The 21070-nt window shown below is 67.0% G+C and carries 20 protein-coding genes; 6 read left to right on the top strand and 14 right to left on the bottom strand.

Annotation, left to right across the window (positions count from 1 at the left end; genetic code table 11):
• Nucleotides 1–106: 106 nt before the first annotated feature.
• Genes IEW19_RS08735 through IEW19_RS08725 form a run of 3 tightly spaced genes read left to right on the top strand, consistent with a single transcriptional unit; the run spans nucleotide 107 to nucleotide 4811 of the window.
• Nucleotides 107–1159, top strand: coding sequence for a 3-oxoacyl-ACP synthase III (locus tag IEW19_RS08735; RefSeq protein ID WP_188571249.1), 1053 nt, complete (start codon nucleotides 107–109; stop codon nucleotides 1157–1159).
• The gene (locus IEW19_RS08730; protein ID WP_188571248.1) at nucleotides 1153–3843 is read left to right on the top strand and encodes an alpha/beta fold hydrolase; all 2691 of its coding nucleotides are present in this window, start codon (nucleotides 1153–1155) and stop codon (nucleotides 3841–3843) included. The genes IEW19_RS08735 and IEW19_RS08730 overlap by 7 nt, the downstream gene beginning before the upstream one ends.
• Nucleotides 3840–4811 (top strand): NAD-dependent epimerase/dehydratase family protein, encoded by a 972-nt coding sequence (locus IEW19_RS08725; protein ID WP_188571247.1) that lies wholly within the window; start codon nucleotides 3840–3842, stop codon nucleotides 4809–4811. The genes IEW19_RS08730 and IEW19_RS08725 overlap by 4 nt, the downstream gene beginning before the upstream one ends.
• On the opposite strand, the gene IEW19_RS08720 is transcribed toward IEW19_RS08725, so the two are convergent.
• The 7 genes from IEW19_RS08720 to coaD all read right to left on the bottom strand — a co-directional run bounded on the left by IEW19_RS08720 (nucleotide 4808) and on the right by coaD (nucleotide 10341).
• Complete coding sequence (locus tag IEW19_RS08720) at nucleotides 4808–5818, bottom strand: TolB-like translocation protein (protein WP_188571246.1); 1011 nt, start codon at nucleotides 5816–5818, stop codon at nucleotides 4808–4810. The two genes, IEW19_RS08725 and IEW19_RS08720, sit on opposite strands and share 4 nt — an antisense overlap.
• Nucleotides 5815–7095: an MFS transporter gene (locus IEW19_RS08715; protein ID WP_188571291.1), complete on the bottom strand. Its 1281-nt coding sequence runs from the start codon at nucleotides 7093–7095 to the stop codon at nucleotides 5815–5817. The genes IEW19_RS08720 and IEW19_RS08715 overlap by 4 nt, the downstream gene beginning before the upstream one ends.
• Before the next feature lie 134 nt (nucleotides 7096–7229).
• Nucleotides 7230–8198, bottom strand: a complete 969-nt coding sequence (mutM, locus tag IEW19_RS08710) for a bifunctional DNA-formamidopyrimidine glycosylase/DNA-(apurinic or apyrimidinic site) lyase (protein WP_188571245.1) — start codon at nucleotides 8196–8198, stop codon at nucleotides 7230–7232.
• 6 nt (nucleotides 8199–8204) lie between these two features.
• On the bottom strand, nucleotides 8205–8933 hold the full coding sequence (gene rnc, locus IEW19_RS08705) for a ribonuclease III (RefSeq protein WP_188571244.1): 729 nt from the start codon (nucleotides 8931–8933) through the stop codon (nucleotides 8205–8207).
• Nucleotides 8934–8953: 20 nt separating this feature from the next.
• Nucleotides 8954–9157, bottom strand: a complete 204-nt coding sequence (gene rpmF / locus IEW19_RS08700; protein WP_009356569.1) for a 50S ribosomal protein L32 — start codon at nucleotides 9155–9157, stop codon at nucleotides 8954–8956.
• Between the two features lie 36 nt (nucleotides 9158–9193).
• Entirely contained in the window at nucleotides 9194–9676 is a 483-nt protein-coding gene (locus IEW19_RS08695) for a YceD family protein (protein WP_229748388.1), read from the bottom strand.
• Nucleotides 9677–9840: 164 nt separating this feature from the next.
• Nucleotides 9841–10341: a pantetheine-phosphate adenylyltransferase gene (gene coaD, locus IEW19_RS08690; protein WP_188571243.1), complete on the bottom strand. Its 501-nt coding sequence runs from the start codon at nucleotides 10339–10341 to the stop codon at nucleotides 9841–9843.
• Nucleotides 10342–10384: 43 nt separating this feature from the next.
• Here coaD and IEW19_RS08685 point away from each other — a divergent pair, with 43 nt between their 5' ends.
• Together IEW19_RS08685 and IEW19_RS08680 are read left to right on the top strand one after the other, a co-directional pair.
• Nucleotides 10385–11614 (top strand): aminotransferase class I/II-fold pyridoxal phosphate-dependent enzyme, encoded by a 1230-nt coding sequence (locus tag IEW19_RS08685; protein WP_188571242.1) that lies wholly within the window; start codon nucleotides 10385–10387, stop codon nucleotides 11612–11614.
• Nucleotides 11614–12402, top strand: a complete 789-nt coding sequence (locus IEW19_RS08680; protein WP_188571241.1) for a spermidine synthase — start codon at nucleotides 11614–11616, stop codon at nucleotides 12400–12402. The genes IEW19_RS08685 and IEW19_RS08680 overlap by 1 nt, the downstream gene beginning before the upstream one ends.
• Here the strand turns inward: IEW19_RS08680 and rsmD are convergent.
• From rsmD to thiL, 4 genes are read right to left on the bottom strand one after another with little or no spacing between them, the layout of a single operon-like run.
• Nucleotides 12399–13028 carry a 16S rRNA (guanine(966)-N(2))-methyltransferase RsmD gene (gene rsmD, locus IEW19_RS08675; RefSeq protein WP_188571240.1) on the bottom strand — a complete coding sequence of 210 codons (630 nt, stop codon included), beginning with the start codon at nucleotides 13026–13028 and terminating at the stop codon, nucleotides 12399–12401. The two genes, IEW19_RS08680 and rsmD, sit on opposite strands and share 4 nt — an antisense overlap.
• 42 nt (nucleotides 13029–13070) lie before the next feature.
• Nucleotides 13071–15341 (bottom strand): ATP-dependent DNA helicase RecG, encoded by a 2271-nt coding sequence (locus IEW19_RS08670; RefSeq protein ID WP_188571239.1) that lies wholly within the window; start codon nucleotides 15339–15341, stop codon nucleotides 13071–13073.
• Nucleotides 15331–16311, bottom strand: a complete 981-nt coding sequence (locus tag IEW19_RS08665) for a DAK2 domain-containing protein (protein WP_188571289.1) — start codon at nucleotides 16309–16311, stop codon at nucleotides 15331–15333. Before IEW19_RS08665 ends, IEW19_RS08670 begins: the two co-directional genes overlap by 11 nt.
• 22 nt (nucleotides 16312–16333) lie before the next feature.
• The gene (thiL, locus tag IEW19_RS08660) at nucleotides 16334–17380 is read right to left on the bottom strand and encodes a thiamine-phosphate kinase (protein WP_188571238.1); all 1047 of its coding nucleotides are present in this window, start codon (nucleotides 17378–17380) and stop codon (nucleotides 16334–16336) included.
• Nucleotides 17381–17449: 69 nt separating this feature from the next.
• Here thiL and IEW19_RS08655 point away from each other — a divergent pair, with 69 nt between their 5' ends.
• On the top strand, nucleotides 17450–17953 hold the full coding sequence (locus tag IEW19_RS08655; protein WP_188571237.1) for a DUF3515 domain-containing protein: 504 nt from the start codon (nucleotides 17450–17452) through the stop codon (nucleotides 17951–17953).
• A 141-nt stretch (nucleotides 17954–18094) separates the two neighbouring features.
• Here the strand turns inward: IEW19_RS08655 and IEW19_RS08650 are convergent, their stop codons facing one another.
• From IEW19_RS08650 to IEW19_RS08640, 3 genes are read right to left on the bottom strand one after another with little or no spacing between them, the layout of a single operon-like run.
• Nucleotides 18095–19243: a D-alanine--D-alanine ligase family protein gene (locus tag IEW19_RS08650; RefSeq protein WP_188571236.1), complete on the bottom strand. Its 1149-nt coding sequence runs from the start codon at nucleotides 19241–19243 to the stop codon at nucleotides 18095–18097.
• A gap of 2 nt (nucleotides 19244–19245) precedes the next feature.
• Nucleotides 19246–20307, bottom strand: coding sequence for an NAD(P)H-dependent glycerol-3-phosphate dehydrogenase (locus tag IEW19_RS08645; RefSeq protein WP_229748387.1), 1062 nt, complete (start codon nucleotides 20305–20307; stop codon nucleotides 19246–19248).
• Entirely contained in the window at nucleotides 20304–21068 is a 765-nt protein-coding gene (locus tag IEW19_RS08640; protein WP_188571235.1) for a lysophospholipid acyltransferase family protein, read from the bottom strand. Before IEW19_RS08640 ends, IEW19_RS08645 begins: the two co-directional genes overlap by 4 nt.
• Between the last annotated feature and the right edge of the window lie 2 nt (nucleotides 21069–21070).

The raw sequence follows: 21070 nt of genomic DNA, 5'->3' as shown, positions 1-21070 counted from the left end.
CCCGGGAATCGAGGCCGGTGCCACGCATGGATATGCATGTTCCAGCCCTACAAAGGCATAGTTAAGCTCTTGAGCCTGCGTTTTTGTGGGTACGGTCACCGCATGAATGCGGGACGGAAACGAAGAGGGGCTTGAATTGGCAGGTAATGCAACCTTCCGCCACAGCAACACCGCGCTGCTCTCGGTGAGCAGCGTCGAGGCTCCAAGGATTGTAAGTTCCACGGACTTCGACCGCCGGCTGGCGTCAACCCTGCAGCGGCTGAAGTTTCCGCCGCGGCTGCTTGAGCGCGTTGCGGGCATCACGCACCGCCGCTGGTGGGCTCCCGGAACATCGTTCGACGACGCTGCCGTGGAAGCGGGCGCCAAGGCCCTGGCCGAGGCGGGCATCGAGGCCTCGGACGTCGGCCTGCTGATCAACACCTCGGTCACCCGGCGCAACCTCGAGCCGTCCGTGGCCGTGAAGATCCACCACGGCCTCAGCCTGCCGTCGTCGGCCATGAACTTCGACCTTGCCAACGCCTGCCTGGGGTTCGTGAACGCCCTGACCCTGGCAGCCAACATGATCGACTCCGGGCAGATCAGGTATGCCGTGATCGTCAACGGCGAGGACGCCCAACTGACCCAGGAGGCCACCCTGGCCCGGCTGCAGCGGCCCGAAACAACACGGGACGACTTCAACCGGGAGTTCGCCACGCTGACCCTTGGCTCCGGGGCTGCGGCTGCCGTCCTGGGACCCGCTGATGAGCACCCCGGCGCGCACCGGGTGATGGGCGGGGTGATGCGTGCCGGCACCGAGCACCACGAATTGTGCGTAGGCGGCATCGACGGAATGAACACTGACACGAGAGGACTGCTCGACGGCGGCCTCCGGCTGGTCGTCGACGCCTGGCACGAGGCCCAGCCCGAGTGGGACTGGGCGGCGATGGACCGCTACGTCACCCACCAGGTAAGCAACGCCTACACGCAGGCCATCATCGATGCGATCGACCTGGACCCGGACAAGGTGCCCATCACGTTCCCGCACTGGGGCAACGTGGGGCCGGCATCGCTTCCCATGACGCTCGCCGCCGAGGCGCAGTCCCTGGGAACAGGGGACCGCGTCCTGTGCATGGGTGTGGGCTCCGGCCTGAACACCGCCATGCTGGAAATCGTTTGGTGATCGCGGACTGGCCGGGTGTCGACGCCCGATGGTCGCGCGAAGTCGATGTCACTTCCACTTCGGGCACGGATGCACCGGGCACGCTGCGCCGCTGGCATCTGTTGGACAACGGGCCCGAACTCACCCGCCGCGGCATGGTGCCCGCCGGAACACTGCTGTGCGTCCACGGCAACCCCACCTGGTCCTACCTGTGGCGGAGCCTGCTGGCCGCCGGATCCGATCCCACGCACCCGTGGCGGGTGGTGGCCGTGGACCAGCTGGACATGGGCCTCTCGGAGCGCACCGGGACCTTCCGGCGGCTGGCCGACAGGATCAACGACCTGGGCGACCTCACCGACGCACTGGCCCTGGACGGGCCGGTCGTCTCGGTGGGCCACGATTGGGGCGGGGTAGTCAGCCTGGGCTGGGCGCTGGCCCATCAACACCAACTGGCCGGCGTGGTGCTGACCAACACCGCCGTCCACCAGCCGGCGCACTCCCCCATTCCGCCGGCGCTGCGCCTTGCCCTGCATCCCGCCGTGCACCAGTGGGGAACCACCACCTCTGACGCTTTCCTCCGGGTGACGCATTCGCTGGCACACCCACCGCTGCCCCCAGACGTCCGGAACGCGTATATGGCGCCCTACCGCGGAGCTTCCCGCCGGGCCGGGGTGGGCAACTTTGTCGCGGATATCCCCACTGACGCTTCGCATCCAAGCTTTGCAGCCCTTGACGGTGTCGCCGAAGGTTTGCGCGGACTGGATGTCCCTGCCCTGATGCTTTGGGGCCCGCGGGACCCGATCTTTTCCGACCGCTACCTGAAGGACCTCATCACCCGCCTCCCCCACGCGGACGTCCACCGTTACGAGGGCGCGGGACACTTGGTGGCGGAAGACCGGAACATCGCGCCCGCGGTTTTCCACTGGCTTGCCACGCGCATCACGGACGGCCGGGGCCATGCCCCCGGGGCCCGGACGTCGGGGGAAACTGCCGGCTTCAAGCCCCTCTGGGCGCCCCTTGGGGACCTGGCTGAGGGACCCTCCGCGGGCGGGACGGCCGTCGTCGAAATGGCACCGGACGGCAGCGCAGCGCGCTCGCTGACGTGGAAGCAGCTGGCACAGGACGTCGACCATCTCGCCGCGGGCCTGCGGGAGGCAGGGGTCGGGCCCGGCAGCCGGGTGAGCCTGATGGTTCCCCCAGGGGTGGACCTGACCGTAGCCCTGTATGCCTGCCTCCGGCTGGGAGCGGTGGTGGTTGTAGCCGATGCCGGCCTTGGCACCAAGGGGCTGAGCCGGGCAGTCAAGGGGGCCACCCCCGACTTCCTGATCGGGATCGACAAGGCCCTGGCGGCTGCCCGTGCCCTGGGATGGGCAGCGAGGCTCATCAGCGTACGCGACCTGCCGGCGGCCCGCCGCCAACTGCTCGGCGTGGAAACGTCCCTCGCCGCCCTGGCCAGGGCCGGCGCGGGGCTGGGTGACGGCGGGCAGGGCGTATGGTCCAGGGACGCGAATGCCTTCAGCCCGGACCCGGACCCGGACTCCGCAGCCGCCGTGCTGTTTACCTCCGGTTCCACCGGTCCTGCCAAAGGCGTGCTGTACACACACCGGCAGCTTGCCGCGATGCGGGACACCGTGGCCGAAACCTTCGGAATCCAACCGGGCCACCGGCTGGTGGCGGGATTCGCTCCCTTCGCCTTGCTGGGGCCGGCACTGGGAACCGTGTCCGTGACGCCGGCCATGGATGTCACGGCACCCCGCACCCTGACGGCGCGCGCCCTCGCGGACGCCGCTGCAGCGATCGACGCCACGGTGGTCTTCGCCTCACCTGCCGCCCTGCGCAATGTCGTTGCCACCCGCAGCGCCCTCAGCGCTGAGGGCACTGAAGCACTCGGACGCATCAAGCTGCTGCTCTCTGCCGGAGCACCCGTCCCGGAACCGCTCCTTGCCGAAGTGCAGCAACTGTTGCCTGCCGCCTCGCTGCATACCCCCTACGGAATGACCGAGGCCCTGCCTGTCACCGATATCAGCCTCGAACAAATCCAGGCCGCCGCGGCCGACGCCGAATCCGGAACGATGCCCGGGGCCGGCAACGGTGTCTGCGTAGGCTGGCCCGTCCACGGCGCCCGCATAGCTGTCATCCCCCTGGCACCGGACGGCACGGCGCCGGGCGCCACGCCGGTGACGGAGGCCGGGACAACGGGAGAGATCCTGGTCAGCGCGCCGCACGTCAAGGAGGCTTACGACCGGCTATGGCTGACAGACCAGGTAAGCGCCGGCCCGGCCGGATGGCACCGCACAGGCGACGTGGGGCACTTCGACGTCGACGGCCGGCTCTGGGTGGAAGGGCGCCTTGCGCACGTCGTTACGGCGCCGGACGCGCTGGTGACCCCGGTAGGCGCCGAACAGGCCATTGAACGCCTGGACTGTATCCGCATGGCCGCCGTCGTAGGGGTGGGTCCGGCAGGCACGCAGGCCGTCGCCGCCGTCGTCGAAACCGACCCGCCCACCCGCAAAGCCGGGCCGGCCGGCATGCAACTCGCCGGGAAGGTGCGGGACGCCGCCCGCAGCGCAGGCGTGTCGGTGGCGGCAGTCCTGGTTGTTCCCGCGCAGCCCACCGACATCCGCCACAATGCCAAGATCGACAGGACACGCCTTTCCCGCTGGGCCTCGTCGGTACTGGCCGGCGGCCGCCCGGGAACGCCGTGAAAGTCCTCGTCACCGGTGCCAGCGGCCTGCTGGGCCGGGAAGTCGCCGGACTCCTGGTGCGCAGGGGCCATGCCGTCACCACCTTCCAGCGACGTCCCTCGGGGGTCGACGGCGCAGCGGACCACTGCGGCTCCCTCACGGATGATGCGGCGGTCAGGGCTGCGGTCAGGGATGCTGAGGCAGTCATCCACCTGGCCGCCAAAGTCTCCTTTACCGGCCGCGCCGCGGAGTTTGACGAGGTCAATGTCCAGGGCACCCGGCGGCTGCTCCTCGCCGCCCGCAAAGCCGGGGTACGGGACCTGGTCTTTGTCTCTTCCCCGTCCGTGGCCAACTCGGGCGCCGCCATCGCAGGACGTGGCGCCGGGCCTGCTGACCCGGAGCATGCCCATGGCGATTACTCCCGCACCAAGGCCAAGGCGGAACAGCTGGCCCTTGAAGCCGATGCCCCGGGCTTCCGGGTGGGTGCCGTGCGGCCCCACGTGGTCTGGGGTCCCGGTGACACCCAATTGGTGGAACGGGTGCTGGCACGGGCGGCCCGCAACCGCCTGCCGCTGCTGGATGCGGGCGCTGCGCTGATCGACACCACGTACGTGGACAACGCGGCGGCAGCGATCGTGGCCGGATTGGAGCGCATCGGCCACATCCACGGCAGGGCGCTGGTTGTCAGCAACGGGGAGCCGCGGCCGGTAGGCGAACTGATTGCAGGGATCTGCGCTTCCGGCGGCGTGCCCGCTCCGTCGTGGTCCGTGCCGGGAACCCTTGCCCGGATTGCGGGCTCGGTGGTGGAGAAGGCGTGGCTCACGCTTGGGAAGCAGGACGAACCGCCCATGACGAAGTTCCTTGCCGAGCAGCTGTCCACGGCGCACTGGTTCGACCAGCGGGAGACCCGGAAGCTTCTTGACTGGGCCCCGGCTGTGTCGATCGACGAAGGCCTGGCAAAGCTGGCCGAACACTACGGCCGCCGCTAACGGACGACGGCGGGCGACCAGGCGTGCTCGATAAAGAGTTGCGGTGCCGCGTCGGCAGCGATGGAAAGGGACCAGACATCGCTGTCCTTGCCGGCGTCATTCCGTGGAATGCCGTACAGGATGGTGGCGTTGTCCAGCCACTCAATCTGGTCGTCCAGGTCGCGCCGCTCCCCGAGGACCGTGACGTTTCCGGTAGCGAGGTCCAGGACGGCGGGTTCCCTGCTTCCGGCCAGTGTTCCGGAGGTACTCTTCTTGAATGCGATCCGCTGCCCGTCAGGTGAGATCGAAGGGCATTCCACGCCGGTGGCCGCAACGGAGAGCGTTCGCGCGGTAATGTCTCCATGCACCAGCCAGATGTTGCCCTGGGAAGATGCGGTGGCGTAGAACTCGTTAGGCTTGCCCGGGCTGAACGTCACGCCCCAGATATTACGGTCGGAGGCCTTGATCCGTGCGCCGTTGTCGATCAGTGAATAGTCTTCCAGGTTGGTGTGCGCGCTGCCATCCGCGGGGCTGATGACCGTCTGAGTGGAGAATCCTGACGACGCGTAGGAGTGGCCCGCTACAAAGACTGTGGTGGCCACCAGGGAGCCGTCAGTGCTGACCCGTGTCCTGTTGGGGATTCCGCCAAGCGCCCACCCCGCCTGCTGTTGGAGTGAGCCGTTATACGTGGCTGCCTCGAAGGTGGTGGGTATTCCGTTCTTTGTTGACAGGCAGCTGATCAGGTTCCGGGCCGCGTAGACCCGGTCGCAGGACGTCCCAAGCAGGGTTCGCTGGCCGTTTGGTTCTGCCAGGCTTGCCGTGGCTGCTTGGCCGAAGCCGTGGCCTTCCGCCGTGTTCCTGAAGATCACGAACGGCGCGGCGGGCAGTGCGCCGGCAAAGGCGACCTCTACCTCCGGAGCCGCCGCCTGGCTGGCGTTCGATTGTTGGAAGGCAGTATATGCCTGGGCCCCGGCGGCGGTGAGCGTGGCCACCACAACCGCCAGCAGCAGGAGCAGCCGTTTCCTCATGGCGCGGCCACGAGGGCGGTGCGGCGAAGCAGGGTTGCTGCGACTGCAACGGCCGCCGCCAGCAGGCCGGAGACGATGGCGACGGCGGTGCCCGGGCCGGTTGCGTACCAAAGCACGCCAAATCCGGACGCGGCCGCCATCCGGCTCACGGCGACGACCGTCTGCGCCGTGCCAAGGGCCGTGCCAAGGTTTTCCGGCCGGGCCAGTTGGCTGACCAGTGCGGCCAGAACCCCGTCGGTGGCGGCGTAGAACAGGCCCAGGAGCAGAAGGCACCCTGCGGTGGCGACGGTCCCGGTGAAGGGCAGCCCGGCCAGCAAGCAGCAGGCCAGGAGGGAGACGTGGCCGGCCAGGAAGACCGGTATCCGGCCCCACCGGTCGGCCATCCTGCCGACCGGCACGGCGAACATCAGGAACGCCGCATTGGTTCCGACGAACAGGAGGGGAAACCATTGGATGCCGAATGACTCGCGGTCCCGGAGCAGGAGGTAGATGAAGCCGTCGCCGATAGTGAGGGCGCCCAGCAGACCGGCCGTAAACATGAGGCGCCCGAGGCCAGGCTCAGTGAGTCGCGACCAGCGGAACTGCGACCAGCGAAAAGCCCGACGGGACGTGCTGCGTTCCCGCCGCGCCGGGCTGATCCGGTCCGGCACCACCAGGAGCAGTACCGCGACGCCGATGACGGCGAAGGCCAATGAAACCCCAAAAACGGTGCTGAAGCCGTTGGGGATCAGCGTCAGGACCAGGAAGGCGATGAGCGGGCCGGCGGCGGCGCCGATGTTGTCAAGCATCCGGTGGACGCCGAAGGACCGCGCAAGGTACTCCGGCTGGGCTTCGGCGGAAATCAGCGCGTCGCGGGGCGCTGTGCGGATCCCTTTGCCGATCCTGTCGCCGGTGACAATCCCGGCGATGGCCCAGAAGCCGCCGGCTGCCAGGAACCCGATCCGGGCCAGCATGGACAACCCATAACCGGCCACAGCCACGTATTTCGGGTGCCCGGTGCGGTCCGAGACCCAGCCGGCGCCGATCCTGACGATGGCGCTGGCCCCTTGGTTAATACCGTCGATGACTCCGAACGCGATGGTGGTCAATCCGAGGTACCCGGTGATGTACAGCGGGAGTACGGCAGCAACCGACTCGGAGGATATGTCCGTCATCATGCTCACCAGGCCGAGCCAAATGATCACCGGCGACAACCGGAAGGCCGGCCGTACGGCGGCGGGACCTGTAGTTGGCTGGTCTTGCCGGCCGCCTTTGCGGTCCGAGATCGATATGTACAAGGGCTGACCGTCCTGCTCGGCGGCGGGCAGGCGGTGCACTTGCAGCAGGCTCCACCCGACGTTCTGTTGCGGTCAGTCTTGCAGTGTGGCCCATACCGGCGGAACCGAAGAATCCGCAGACCTTTTGTGGAAACCTACCAGCGGCCGTTGCGTGGCCGCGGCTGGCACACCGGGCAGGTATGGGACGAACGGTTCATGAACTGCTCGCGGCGGATGATCGCCTGGATTCCTGCTGCCGCGCAACGCTTGCACGGTTCGCCCTGGCGGCCGTAGGCGTTGAGGGAGCGGTCGAAGTAGCCTGAGGCGCCGTTGACGTTGACGTACAGCGAATCGAAGCTGGTTCCTCCGGCCGCCAGGGCGTCCAGCATCACCTCGCGGGAGCTGTCGAGGACGCGCTGGGCCTCACTCCGGCGGAGGGTATCGGTGGGCCGGGCGTAATGCAGCCGGGCGCGCCAGAGCGCTTCGTCGGCATAGATGTTTCCGATTCCCGAGACCAGCCCCTGGTCCAGCAGTGCCCGTTTCAGCCCGGTCTTGCGCTTTCGAAGGCGCTGGTAAAAGAGGTCGAAGGAGAAGGAAGGGTCCAGGGGGTCGCGCGCAATATGTGCTGCTTCGCCGGCGATCAGCGGAAGGGGCGATTCCGCGAGGCCGCCCGGGCCGCCGTCGTCCGTGGGAACCAAGGCGGTGACGAAGAGGCCTCCGAAGATCCGCTGGTCCACGAACCGCAGCTGGTCCGGCATGCCCTCCCGGGGACTGAGCCGGATACGGACTTTGATGTGCTTCTCATCGGGAACGCCGGGGTCCTGCATCAGCAGCTGGCCGCTCATGCCCAAATGCGCCATGAGTGCCACTTCGGGCACGGGGGCGGCGTGCTGGTTGTCCGGCGCGTAAGCGGCGCCGTCCACCAACGGCATCCAGAGGAATTTGCCGCGGCGCACGACGTCGGAGACAGCGGCGCCCTGGAGGTTGCCGATGAAGTCCCCGGCTCCGAGGGCATGGCGCCGGACGGAACGTGGATCGAGGACTTCGACGGCGCTGATGGTCCTGCCGCGGACCCAGTTCACCAGGCCGCGGCGCACCACTTCGACCTCGGGCAGTTCAGGCATGGACCACTACTTGGCGGCTACGGAGGCTGCGGAAGTGCTGGCGGCACCCTGGGTGTCGGCCCCGGAAAGCACCCGCCAGGCGTCCGCCGCGGCTTCCTGCTCCGCTTCCTTTTTCGAGTGCCCGGAGCCCTTGCCGTACGCCGTGCCGCCGATGTTGAGGACGGCCGTGAAGGTGCGGGCATGGTCCGGACCTGCCCCGTCCACCGCGTAGTGGATGCTGCCCAGCTGCCGGCTGGCCGCGAGTTCCTGGATGCTGGTCTTCCAGTCGGTGCCGGCGCCCAGGACGGCGGCGTCCTTCAGCAGCGGCCCGACCAGTCGCATGACCAGCTGGCGCGCGGTCTCGATGTCGTTGGAGACGTAGGTTGCCCCGATCAGGGCCTCCATGGTGTCCGCGAGGATGGAGGCCTTGTTTTTCCCGTGGGTGAGCTTTTCGCCCTGGCCCAGGTAGATGAACTCACCAATGCCCAGGCTGCGCCCGATGCCGGCCAGCGCCCTGGTGCTGACGACGGCGGACCGGCGCTTGGCGAGCTCGCCCTCGGGCAGCTCCGGGTTGTCCCGGTAGAGGGCGTCGGTTACGGAGAATCCAAGGATGGAGTCCCCGAGGAACTCGAGCCGCTCATTGGTGGGTATGCCGCCGTTCTCGTAGGCATACGAGCGGTGGGTGAGCGCAAGACGAAGCGTCCCGGCGTCAATAGAGACACCGAGACGCTTCAGAAGCTCTTCAGTTGAAGACATCAGTCAGCCTGTTGGGCCGATTAGACGTCAGCGACCTTGCGGCCCTTGTACTCAAGGAACAGCGCAGTGCCAGCAGAGTCGGTAACGACCTTTGCCTGGTGCGGCAGGCTGTAGGTGACCTGGCCGTTCTCAACGGTCTTCACCAGGTGGGGGGCGGTCGCCTTCCACTGCGAGCGGCGGGCGCGGGTATTCGAGCGAGACATTTTCCGCTTGGGAACAGCCACGGCTAACTCATTTCTCTCTAGACAAACACGTACAAATCAATTTTGCCGGTCAGGCTTAGCCATATCAGCTAGGGCAGCCCAGCGAGGATCCAGGACCTCGTGGTGGTGCTCCGGCTCGTCTTCCAGGCGAACTCCGCATTCGGAGCAAAGGCCCTGGCAGTCTTCCCGGCACACCGGCTGGAACGGCAGATTGGTGACAACCGCGTCCCGCAACACCGGTTCAAGATCGATTACATCGTGCTCGACTCGACGTTGCTCTTCATCTTCTTCTCCGTCCGAGAACTCAGCGCCCTCGTAGAAGAAAAGTTCTTGCACATTGACCTCAAGGTCATACGCAAGGGGATCCAGGCATCGGCCGCACTCGCCGGTTACTTCGGCGATAACGGTTCCTGATACCAGAATTCCTTCGTGTACGGCCTCCAGCCTCAGGTCCAGCTCGACATCCGAGCCTTCCTGAACACCAATGAGCGCCACACCAAGATCATCCGGTGCGGGTACATGTTCCTTCAGCGTCCGCATGCTTCCCGGGCTGCGCCCGAGGTCCCTGACGTCGAACGCCAGGGGCGAACCAGCATCTCTGTTAATGAGAACTCCTGTTGAACATATGACCGACGTACCATCTTAGCCTGAAGAGCCTTGGGGACTCAAACCGGCAGGAGGCAGCGCCGAAGTACCGATCCAGCCTACCGTCTTGGCTGCTGATTCGGCGAAGGCTCGCCGGCAACCATGCGCCGGTGCACGGACCGGGGCACATAGTCCGAGACGTTGCCGCCCAGGACCGCCACTTCCTTGATCAGGGTGGACGACAGGTGGAGGTAGCTCGCCTCGGCCGGAAGGAAGACCGTCTCCACCCCGCTCAACTGCCGGTTCATGGTGGCCATGGGCAGCTCGTAGTCAAAGTCCGACGACGACCGGAGCCCCTTGACGATGGCGGACACGCCGCGCTGGCGGCAGTATTCCGCCAGGAGCCCCTCGCCCACGGGTTCCACCACGATGCCCTGGAGCGACGCCAGGGTTTCGCGCGCCATCTCCAGCCGCTCTTCGAGGCTGAACATGTACTTCTTGGCGTAGTTGGTGGAGATGGCCACGATGACCTCGTCGAAGAGACCGGCAGCCCTTGCAATGACTTCGAGATGGCCGTTGTGGATGGGGTCGAAGGATCCGGGGCACACAGCGCGTCTCATGCTCCGAACATACCTCATGGAAAGGCCGGGATACCATGGCTGGATGCATCCACCACGGGAACTTTCCACGCCCCTGGCACCTGCTCCCTGGCAACGCACCGCGCTCGGAGCCAACCTCCTGGCGCCGGACGGCGGACTGGGAGTCACCATCTTCGAAGAGATGACCACCCTGGCGGTCCAGACCGGCGCCATCAACTTGGGACAGGGCTTCCCCGATGAGGACGGGCCGGCCGAAATCAGGGAGGCAGCCCGGGCAGCCATCGCTGCCGGCGCCAACCAGTACGCCCCGGGCAAGGGCCTCCCCGAACTGCGGGACGCGGTGGCCGCGCACCAGGAACGCTTTTACGGTCTGGCACCGGACCCCGCAACCGAGGTCATCATCACCACGGGGGCAACCGAAGGCATCGCCGCCTCCCTGCTGGCCTTCGCCGGGCCGGGCGACGAGGTCCTGACGTTCGAGCCGTTCTATGACTCTTATGGAGCGGTCATTGGGCTCTCCGGCGCCTCGCACGTCACCGTGCCCCTCGCCGCCCCGGACTTCATGCCGGACCCTGCGGCACTGGCGGCGGCCTTCAGTGAACGGACTCGGGTGGTGCTGCTGAACAACCCGCACAATCCCACCGGCGCCGTTTTTCCGCCCGCCGTCCTGCAGCGCGTGGTGGACCTTGCAGAAAAGCACGGCAGCATCATCATCACCGACGAGGTGTACGAGCACCTCACCTTCGGTGTGCGCCATACTCCCGTGGCCACCCTTCCGGGCGCCTCTGGCAGGACCATCACGATTTCCTCGGCCGGCAAGACGTTTTCCCTGACCGGCTGGAAAATCGGCTGGCTGACCGGCCCCGAGGAGTTGGTCTCCGCCGTCCGAACGGTAAAGCAGTTCCTCACCTACAGCTCAGGCACTCCCTTCCAGGCGGCGATCGCCACGGGCCTGGCCCTGCCGGACGATTTCTATACCGGCATCGCCACTGCCCTGGAGCAGAAGCGCGACATCCTCAGTGCCGGACTGCGGGCTGCCGGCTTTGAGGTGTTCACGCCGCAGGGAACCTACTTCGTCAACGTGGACACCGCGCCGCTGGGCATCACCGACGCGCTGGACCTCGCCCGGCGCCTGCCGGCACTGGTGGGGGTCGCGGCCATCCCGGTTCCGGTTTTCTGCCATGCGGAAGGCGCGGAACGGACCCGAAGCCTGCTCCGGTTTGCGTTCTGCAAAAAGACGGAAGTCCTGGAGGAGGCTGCCGCGCGGCTGGCAACCCTGCGCGGCAGGCTCTGATGTCCGGCAGCAGCGGTGGAACTGCAAGCCGCTTCCTGCGGACCACGGGCCGGCACGCCACCATCGAGGCCGATGCGTTTACTGACGGGGGCTACGTGCTCAGCATCGGCGGAGCCGAACAGTCCCACGTGAACCTGGACCGCCCGGAGGAGATTTTTTACGAGTACCTTCGCCGGATCGGGCACCTGGTGGATCTCGTGGCACCGCCCGGCGAACCGATCAAGGCCTTGCATCTCGGAGCAGGGGCGCTGACTCTGGCACGGTACATCCAGGCCACCCGCCCCGGCTCAACTCAATACGCGGTTGAACTGGAACGCGAGCTGCTGGACTTTGTCCTCCGGAACCTTCCCATGCCCAAGGGAACAGACCTGACCACCATCATCGGCGACGCCCGTGAAGCGCTCGGCGCGCTTGAGCCCGGCCTAACGTTCGACGTCGTGATCCTTGACATCTTCTCCGGGCCGGACGCGCCGGCCCATATTGCTACCGCCGGCTTCTACCGTGAGGCCAGGGAACGCCTGGGGCCGGGCGGGCTGCTGATCGTCAATGTAGGCGACGAACCGGCCCTCACGCTGGTCCGGAGCCAGGTCGCTGCGATGCGGGCGGCCATGGCGGATGTGGCCGCTTTCGCGGAAGAAGGCATGTTCGAGGGCAGGTATCCGGGCAATATCATCCTGGCGGGGACCCAGGGCCCCTGGCAGGAATCATGGACAGTTGAACTGGCTGCGCGGGGCCCCCACCCGGCGCGGGTGGTGGCCGGAATGGATCTGGACCCCTTCTCGGACTAATCCCCCTGGGAACCGGGCGCGTCAGCTTCCGGAAGGTCGTCGGCGGCGATCGCATCGGGCACGAACGGCTCGGCGAACCACAACCGCGTCTCCCCGTACTTCTTCTCCGCGAACCTCGTCATCCCGTCCGGCCACCCCGGCTCCGGGGAGCGCGAGGAGCGTTCCACCACCACTACGGACCCCGGGGCCAGGTGCGCGGCAAGCTTCTGCAGTACGGAGGAAACGCCCGGCTCTTCCAGCGGATAGGGCGGGTCCAGGAACACCAGGTCCCAGGCTGCGGTTTCGGCGGCCCGGTCAAGGAACGGCTCTACCCTCGAGCGGTGCACCGTGACCGTCTTGCGGCCCAGGATCCCGTTGATGAGGTCGGCGTTGCGCTGGCAGACCCCGCTGGCCTTCGCATCTGATTCCACCAGGTCCACTGCCTGGGCTCCCCTGCTGCCGCTTTCCACCCCCAGTGAACCCGAACCCGCATAGAGGTCCAGCACCCGGGCTCCGGCAATTACGTCAAAGGCGTCGAGGCGGGAGAACAGTGCTTCCTTCACCCGGTCGGTGGTGGGCCTGGTCAAGGACCCCGGGACCGCCGTCAACGGCGTGCCCCCGCCGGCGCCTGCGATAATCCGTGTCACGGCACCCACCGGAATCCGCAGGTGCCCCGTGCGTTCTCGTTGCTATCCGCGTTCAAGGAACGCCTCCTTCTCGGGATTAAGGTACTTCTCGATGGCATCAGCGAGTTCCGGATGGCCGGAGAGGAGCGGGTCCCCGGCAACGATTGCCTGGGCGTCCTCCCTGGCCCGGGCAATCACGTCTTCGTGTTCAAGGACCCGCAGCAGCTTCAGGGTGGACCGGCCGCCGGACTGGGAAGCGCCAAGGATATCGCCCTCCCGCCGGAGCTTGAGGTCCTCCTGCGAGAGGACAAAACCGTCCGTGGTTGCTGCCACGGCGTCCAAACGCCGCCGGCTGGGGTGGCCGGGTTCGAGGGCCGTGACCAGGAGGCAGGTCCCGGGCAGCCCGCCGCGGCCCACGCGGCCGCGGAGCTGGTGAAGCTGGGAGATCCCGAACCTGTCGGCATCCAGGATGACCATGAGGGTGGCGTTGTGCACGTCCACCCCCACCTCGATCACCGTGGTGGAGACAAGCAGTTTGATGCTGTTGGCGGTGAACCCGGCCATGGTGTCCGTCTTCAGGTCCGGGTCCTGGCGCCCGTGGAGGGGGGCCAGCGGGACCCCTGCCAGCGAGGGCTCAGCCAGCAGATGGTCCACGACGCCGGTGACTGACGCGAGCTCCCGGGCCTCCTCTGCCTCCACGCCCGGAGGTGCGGCCTCCCCGGGGCTGAAGTCGCCGTCGTCGTCCGTTCCAATCTTGGGGCAGACCACGTACACCTGGTGGCCGGCGTCAATCTCCTCCCGGGCGCGCGCCCAGATCCGCCCCGCCCAGGCAGGGTTCTCGGCAAGGCCAACGAGGTGGGTGGTGATCGGTGCCCGGCCCTTGGGCAGTTCGTCGAGGGTGGAGGTCTCCAGGTCACCGAAGACGGTCATGGCCACGGTGCGCGGAATCGGCGTGGCGGTCATGACCAGCAGGTGTGGCGGCTTGCGGGCCTTGGCCCGCAGGGCATCGCGCTGTTCCACGCCGAAGCGGTGCTGCTCGTCCACCACGATCAGGCCGAGGTCGTAGAAGGATACATTGTCGCTGAGCAGCGCATGGGTGCCGATGACGATTCCTGCCGTCCCTGACGCGGCGTCCACCATGGCCTGTTTCCGTGCCGCCGTGGGCATGGATCCCGTCAGCAGCGTGACCTGGACGGAAGGTCCGTTGCCCCCGGCCAGGCCGCCCAGGAGTCCGTCGCTGGAGAGCGGGCCCAGGGTGCGGCGGATGGAATCGTAGTGCTGGGCGGCGAGCACTTCGGTGGGCGCCAGGAGCGCGGCCTGCCCTCCGGAGTCCACCACCTGGAGCATGGCCCGCAGCGCCACGACGGTCTTTCCGGAGCCCACTTCGCCCTGCAACAGCCGGTTCATGGGTGTATCCTCAGCCAGTTCCGCCGCGAGGGTCCTGCCGACGGCGGCCTGCCCGGCAGTGAGCGTGAAGGGCAGGTTTTGGTCGAAGAAGGCCAGGACACCTCCAGGGACCGGGCGCCGGGCGGTGGTTTCCTCCGCGGCGAGCTGCGCCCGCCGTCTGGCGAGCGCGGACTGCAGCACCAGGGCTTCCTGGTAACGGAACCGGTCCCGGGCACGTTTCCAGTCCGCGGTTGTCTGGGGCGCATGGATGAGCCGGTAGGCGTCCGCCGCGGGCAGGAAGCCTTCCCTCGCTGCGACTGCCGTTGGAACCGGGTCCGGCACCGAACCGAGGTCCGCGGTTTCAAGCAGGGTGGCGATCACCTTCTGGATCTTCCAGCTGGGCAGCTTGGCCGTGGCCGGATAGACCGGGATGGGCATGGCCGCCAGTTTCTCCGGATCCTGGCCGGCTTCGCTGAACGGATCTTCGTCCAGGAGCTGGAAATCGGGGTTGGTGAGGCCAAGCTTTCCTTTGAAGCTGGTAACTTTTCCCGAAAACAAGGCCCGGCGGCCCTGCAGGAGTTCGTTCTTTGCCTTGAACCCGTTGAAGAAGCTGATTTTGAGGGTCCCGGGCACCTTGCCGCGGTAGTCCCGGCCTCCTACCAGCCGAAGCCCTTGCTGCCCGTCGTCGTCGGAAACTATGACGTCTGTGATCGTCCCGCGACGTGCCTGCATGTGCCGGGTACTGCTGGACAGCACTCGGGCAATAAGGGTGACTTCCTCGTTGAGCGGGAGCTCGCTGATGGGTGTCAGCTCACCCCGCATGAGGTAGCGGCGGGGAAAGTAGGTAAGGAGGCCTTCGACGGTGGTGATGCCGAGGTGTTTCTCGATGACCGCCGCCGAACGCTTCCCGATCCGCCGCTCCAGGGCCAGTTCCAGCTCAGCGTTCATGCCCGCCGGTGTTCACCGCATCCGGGTCCCGCGGCAGTGACAGTTCGCTGATGCTGATCTGGGACGGTTCGCCCAGGGACCGGATGATCCCTACGGCCGGGCCGGCATCCGGGACGTGCACGTGGACCCGCCACCGGTAGTTGCCTTCGGCGTCCGGTCCGTTGCCCACCTGGCTCATGATGACGGACTCACCGATCTCATCCAGCCGCTGCCGCAGGGTGGCGGCGTTCAACGGCGAAAGACTGATGGTGCACATGACTTCCACGCCGTCGTCATCGGGCATGGAGGCGTGGATGTGGGGATCGGAGACGTCGTAGCCGTGCAGGCCGTCGAGGAGTTCGCTCTGCAGTTCCTCGCCCAGGACGGCGGAGCGGAGGCAGTCGAGGATGAGCAGCATGCCCACGCCTCCTGCATCCACCACGTGTGCGGACTGCAGCGCGTCGAGTTGCTCCTCCGTGTGGATCACAGCGGCCAGCGCAGCCTCAACCGCTGCGTCCAGGGCCAGGCCCAGCGCATGGTTGCTGTCATCGCCGTCCTGGCCGGCGTCCACGGCGGCAGCAGCACGGGCCGCAGCTTCCATGACCGAAAGCATGGTTCCGGGAACAGGGTCACTCAGCGCAGACCAGGCGCGGATCTGGGCACGGTTCAGTGCTGCCGACAGGAGGGTGGACGTCAACCGGGTGTGTCCGGCCAGTGGCTCGGCCGCGGCGCACAGGAACACCGAAAAGAGGGTGCCGGAGTTTCCCCTGGCTTCCTCCATGGCTGCCTGCCCGGCCATGGAGAGGACTTCTCCGACGTCTACCGGGGCCGGCTGGTCCTCGCGGAGCACCAGCGAACGGGCTGCTGCGCGGACGGTGAGGTAGAGGTTGGTACCGGTATCGCCGTCAGCCACCGGGAAGATGTTGATGGCGTTGAGCCGGTCGCTGTGGTTTCCCAGGGCCGTTTCAGCCTTGCCCAGCCACCTCTTCATCGCCAGCGCGTTGGCGGCAACCTTAGTGTGCAAAGTGATCCCATCCCCCGGCGTCCGCGGGCCGGCCCGCTATCAGGACACCCGGGCCGTCGTCGGCACCGAGTGCATGTACCGAGCCTATCGCAGTGAATCCGGGTGGCAGCTGAACGCCCGCAGGGAATGTGGCCAGCAGCCCATGGTCCTCACCGCCGGCCAGCACCCATTGCGCGGCATCTGCGCCCAGCAGTGCCGCCGCCGGGCGCAGGAGATCCGCCAGTTGGGTCAGCAGCGCTGGATCGAGGGCCACGGCGACATTGCTGGCCGTGGCAAGCCGTTGGCCGTCGCGCAGGAGTCCGTCCGAAATATCGAGCATCGCCGTTGCACCCGCAGCACGGGCTGCCGGCCCCGCAGCCAATGGCGGACGCGGGCGGCACTGCAGGTCAACGAAGGCACGCCCCGCGGGGCTAAGGGTCTCCACGGCAATGCCGGATTCAAGCAGGGCCAGGCCCGCCGCGGCGTGGCCGGCTGTTCCGGCCAATGCGATGATGTCCCCCGGCCGGGCGCCGGACCGCAGGACCGGGCTGCCGCCGTCGAGCGTTCCCAGGACCGCCACCGTCACCGAAATCTCGTGGCCGCGCCCCAAATCACCGCCGGCCACGGAGCAGTGGCTTGCCCCGAGCTCCCGGATGCCGGCTGTCAGCCCGTCCGCCAGGTCCTCCACCCAGCTGACCGGCGTGTCGACGGGGAGGGTGAGGCTGACCACCATCGACGTGGCACGTGCGCCCATCGCATTGATGTCGCTGAGGTTTTGCGCCGCAGCCTTCCATCCGACGTCGAACCCGGTGGTGCGGTAGCCGTTGGGCCACAGGAGCCGGAAATCCTGGTCCTGGACCTGCGTATCGATGCTGATGACGGCCTTACCGTCCGGGGCTGCGACGATGGCGGCGTCGTCGCCGGGCCCCAGCAGCGTGTTTGAGGTGTGGGAGTCCTCCATCCGAAGGCGCGGGAAGATCCGGGCCAGCAGGTCTGCTTCGGAAAGGCCGGCGACAGTAGGCTGGCGGACAACGCGGTTACGGAGGTCTTCAGGCACGCCACTACGCTACCGCGCCTGGCCGACATCGTGTCCGGGTGGGGATGCCGGCGGCGATAGGCTGGAACCATGCACCATCCCCAGCTGCCCCTGTCCGCCCGTGCCGCCAGGATGGCAGTGGTTGGGGGAATTGCCGCCCTTTCCTTGACTGCCTGTTCCCCTGCAGTGGACGTCACCGCCGCCAAGGACGCGGCCAACCCTGCGTGTGCGCCCATGATGGTGGCCCTGCCGGACGCCATCGGCGATTCGCAACTGCGGAAGACCAACAGCCAGGCCACCGCCGCCTGGGGCGATCCCTCGCTTGTCATTCTTCGCTGCGGCGTCAATGTGCCGGGGCCTACGACGGACCGGTGTGTCACCGTCAACGGCGTCGACTGGGTCATCAAGGAAGGCGACCCGGTGTGGACGCTGACCACCTATGGCCGTGAACCGGCAACTGAAATCCTGATGGACCCGGACAAGATCAGCTCCGCAACAGTCCTCGCGGACCTGGCGGCAGCGGCCGGAAAGATCCCGCCGTCGCGCAGCTGCGTGGGCCAGGAAGACCTGCAGTACCTGCCGAAGAGCCAGTAGCTTCGGCAGATTCCGCCGGTGCCGGTGGAGGGCCCACGCCGGCAGGGTTCCCTGGCGGAGAGAAGGTTAGGGTGCCGGTGGATGGGCCCACGCCGGCAGGGTTCCCCGGCCGAGCGAAGCGAGGTTAGGGTGCCGGTGGGGCTAGCGAAGGCCGGTTTTGCGGTTCAGGGCCAGGTGGATGAGTTCGTCGATCAGGTCGGCGTAGCCCAGTCCCGAGGCTGCCCACATCTGCGGATACATGCTCTTGGGCGTAAAGCCGGGCATGGTGTTGATCTCGTTGATGATCAGCTCACCCTCTGGGGTGTAGAAGAAGTCCACGCGGCTCAGTCCCTCGGCACCCACGGCGTCGAATGCGGTGGCAGCCAGCTCGCGGACCCGGGAGATCGCTTCCGCGGGGATGTTGGCGGGACAGCTCAGGGCTGCTGCATCGTCCTCGACGTATTTGGCATTGAAGTCGTAGAACTCGTGTGTTCCTCCTGCTACCGAGATTTCGCCCGGCATCGAGGTCCGGGGGGCGTCGGTGCCCCTGCCTTCCAGGACCGCGCACTCGATTTCGCGTCCGACGATCCCGGCTTCGATCACGAGCTTAAGGTCGTGGCGGCGGGCTTCTTCAATGGCTGCGTCCAGGTCCTCGAGGGAATCGACCTTGGAGATACCCATCGACGAGCCTGCACGTGCCGGCTTGACAAAGACGGGGAACCCCAGCCGGTCCACCTGTTTCCGGACGGCCTCGGGGTCCTTGCGCCACTGCCTGTCGGTCACGGCCACATAGGGTCCAACGTGCAGCCCGGCAGCTTCAAAGACCACCTTCATATAGTGCTTGTCCATGCCCACGGCTGACGCGAGGACTCCGGCGCCGACGTACCGGGTGTCCGAGAGCTCAAGGAGCCCCTGGATGGTGCCGTCCTCGCCAAAGGGGCCATGCAGCAGCGGAAAGACCACGTCGACGGTGCCCAGTTCCTGCGGTACCTCGTTGGGCGATGCCACGATCAGCTGGTGCTCGCCGCCGATCTCGGCCAGCGTGACGGTCCGGGACGAAGGCACTACTTCGGGGAGGGCTGACGCCGCGAGTGACCACTGGGCCGTTTCAGCCGGCGCGAGGACCCACTGGCCGGTCTTGGCAATCCCGATGGGGATCACCTCGTACTTGTCCTTGTCGATGGCCCCCAGCACGCCTGCTGCCGTTACGCAGCTCACGGCATGCTCGCTGGAGCGGCCGCCGAAAAGCACGGCGACCCGCGGTTTCCTGGTGTTGGCGGTTTCCCCTGTGGTGGGTGTGTCTTGGGACATGGTCAGTAATCGCCTTCAGGTTTCAATTCCCGGGACAGCAGAACCGGCCCCAGTTGGTCAACGGACAGCTTGCCTGACAGCACCGCGACGACGGCGGCAGTGATGGGCATCTCGACGCCGAGCTTACCGGCAAGTTCATGGACGGCCTGGCCGGATTTGATGCCTTCGGCGGTCTGGGTCATCTTCCGGCCCACTTCGTCCAGCGTCAGGCCCTGGCCGAGCAGCCTGCCGGCGGTGTGGTTCCGGGACAGCGCGGAGGAACAGGTCGCCACGAGGTCGCCGAGCCCGGCGAGCCCGGCCATGGTCTTCGCCTCGCCGCCAAGCGCCAGTGCGAGGCGCGACGTTTCCGCCAGGCCACGGGTGATCACCGAGGCTTTGGTGTTGTCCCCCATCTGCTTGCCCTCGCAAATGCCCACGGCCAGCGCGATCACGTTCTTGACGATGCCGCCGATCTCGACGCCGACGACATCCGCCGTGGTGTACGGGCGGAAGTAGGGGGCGGTGCACGTCCTGGCGAGCCAGCCGGCCACGGCGGGATCGGTGCATGCCACAACTGATGCCGTGGGCTCCTCCCGCGCAATCTCCATGGCCAGGTTGGGCCCGGAGACGACAGCGATACGCTCCAGCGGCAGATCCAGTTCCTGGCTGATGACCTCACTCATCCGGGCGTCCGTCCCCAGCTCCAGGCCCTTCATCAGGGACACCACAACAGCGCCGGGGGCAATCATGTCCTTCCATTCCCGCAGCTGCGGGCGCAGGGACTGGGCCGGGACGGCCACCACTACGAGCTCAGCTCCTGCCAGTACGTCGCGGACGTCGGTGGACGCGGTGATGTTCCCCGGCAGGACGATGTCCTTGAGGTAGTCGCTGTTGCGGTGGCTGCTGTTGATCTCTTCCACCACTTCGGCGCGGCGGCCCCACAACCTGATTTCCCGCGGCGTGCCCCCTGCGATGGCGGCGTCTGCGAGGATCTTCGCGAACGTGGTCCCCCATGAGCCGGCGCCCAGCACTGCGACGCCCACGGCTGAAGTGGCGGAGCCCGTACCTGGCAGCTCCGCTGTCACGTGGCATCTTCCGCGGGGCCGTCGCCACGTTCAACGAAGCGCCCGTGCGTGGACTGGTTGTGCGCCGCGGGATCCCATCGAACCAGCGGCGGCTGTTCGCCGCGCAGGGTCACGAGCAGTTCCGTGATGGCATCCATGATGACGTTTGTCGCTTCGGCCAGTGTGGCCCGGTCCAGCGGCCGCCCGGAAAAGGCGCTCAAATCCACCGGATCCCCTACGATCACGCGCGATGTCTTCCGGGGGAAGACGTGGAACCGCTTGGCGTAGCGCGGAAAGACTTCGTGCGCTCCCCAGTGGGCCATCGGGACCACCGGGATGCCGCTTTCCAGCGCCATCCTGGCCGCGCCGGTGTGTCCCTTCATGGGCCATAGGTCCGGATCCCGGGTGAGCGTTCCCTCGGGATAAATGATGATTGCACCGCCTTCATTCACGACTTCCTTGGCGACCTGGAGCGAGTGGTTCGCGCCCGCCGTCGACCGTTCCACTGGAATCTGCTTGGTGTTGCGGAGCACCGAACGAAGGACCGGCACCTTGAACAGGCTGCCCTTGGCCAGGAAGTGCGGCATCCGCTTCTGGTTGTAGAGCATGTGCCCGAACACCAGCGGATCGATCTCGGTGCAGTGGTTGGGTGCCGCGATGAAGCCGCCGGCGGGGAGCTTTTCCAAGCCCAGCCACTTCTTGTTCATCAGCAGATTCATCGCAGGCCGGACGACTGAAGCCACGATGACAAAGGTGGCGTGGCTCTTGGCCGTTTCCTTCACGG

The organism is Arthrobacter liuii (assembly GCF_014639275.1).
Lineage (GTDB): Bacteria > Actinomycetota > Actinomycetes > Actinomycetales > Micrococcaceae > Arthrobacter > Arthrobacter liuii.
The sequence above is the reverse complement of the archived record's forward strand: the minus strand, read 5'-3'. Positions and strand labels throughout refer to the sequence as shown.

Coding starts and splice junctions, on each gene's coding strand:
- IEW19_RS08695 (WP_229748388.1), bottom strand. CDS start 9,676: ATGCGGACGCTGAAGGAACATGTACCCGCACCGGATGATCTTGGTGTG.
- IEW19_RS08670 (WP_188571239.1), bottom strand. CDS start 15,341: ATGAACGCTGAGCTGGAACTGGCCCTGGAGCGGCGGATCGGGAAGCGT.
- IEW19_RS08665 (WP_188571289.1), bottom strand. CDS start 16,311: ATGAAGAGGTGGCTGGGCAAGGCTGAAACGGCCCTGGGAAACCACAGC.
- IEW19_RS08735 (WP_188571249.1), top strand. CDS start 107: ATGCGGGACGGAAACGAAGAGGGGCTTGAATTGGCAGGTAATGCAACC.
- IEW19_RS08680 (WP_188571241.1), top strand. CDS start 11,614: ATGTCCGGCAGCAGCGGTGGAACTGCAAGCCGCTTCCTGCGGACCACG.
- coaD (WP_188571243.1), bottom strand. CDS start 10,341: ATGAGACGCGCTGTGTGCCCCGGATCCTTCGACCCCATCCACAACGGC.
- rnc (WP_188571244.1), bottom strand. CDS start 8,933: ATGTCTTCAACTGAAGAGCTTCTGAAGCGTCTCGGTGTCTCTATTGAC.
- IEW19_RS08655 (WP_188571237.1), top strand. CDS start 17,450: ATGCACCATCCCCAGCTGCCCCTGTCCGCCCGTGCCGCCAGGATGGCA.
- IEW19_RS08685 (WP_188571242.1), top strand. CDS start 10,385: ATGCATCCACCACGGGAACTTTCCACGCCCCTGGCACCTGCTCCCTGG.
- IEW19_RS08650 (WP_188571236.1), bottom strand. CDS start 19,243: ATGTCCCAAGACACACCCACCACAGGGGAAACCGCCAACACCAGGAAA.
- mutM (WP_188571245.1), bottom strand. CDS start 8,198: ATGCCTGAACTGCCCGAGGTCGAAGTGGTGCGCCGCGGCCTGGTGAAC.
- IEW19_RS08720 (WP_188571246.1), bottom strand. CDS start 5,818: ATGAGGAAACGGCTGCTCCTGCTGCTGGCGGTTGTGGTGGCCACGCTC.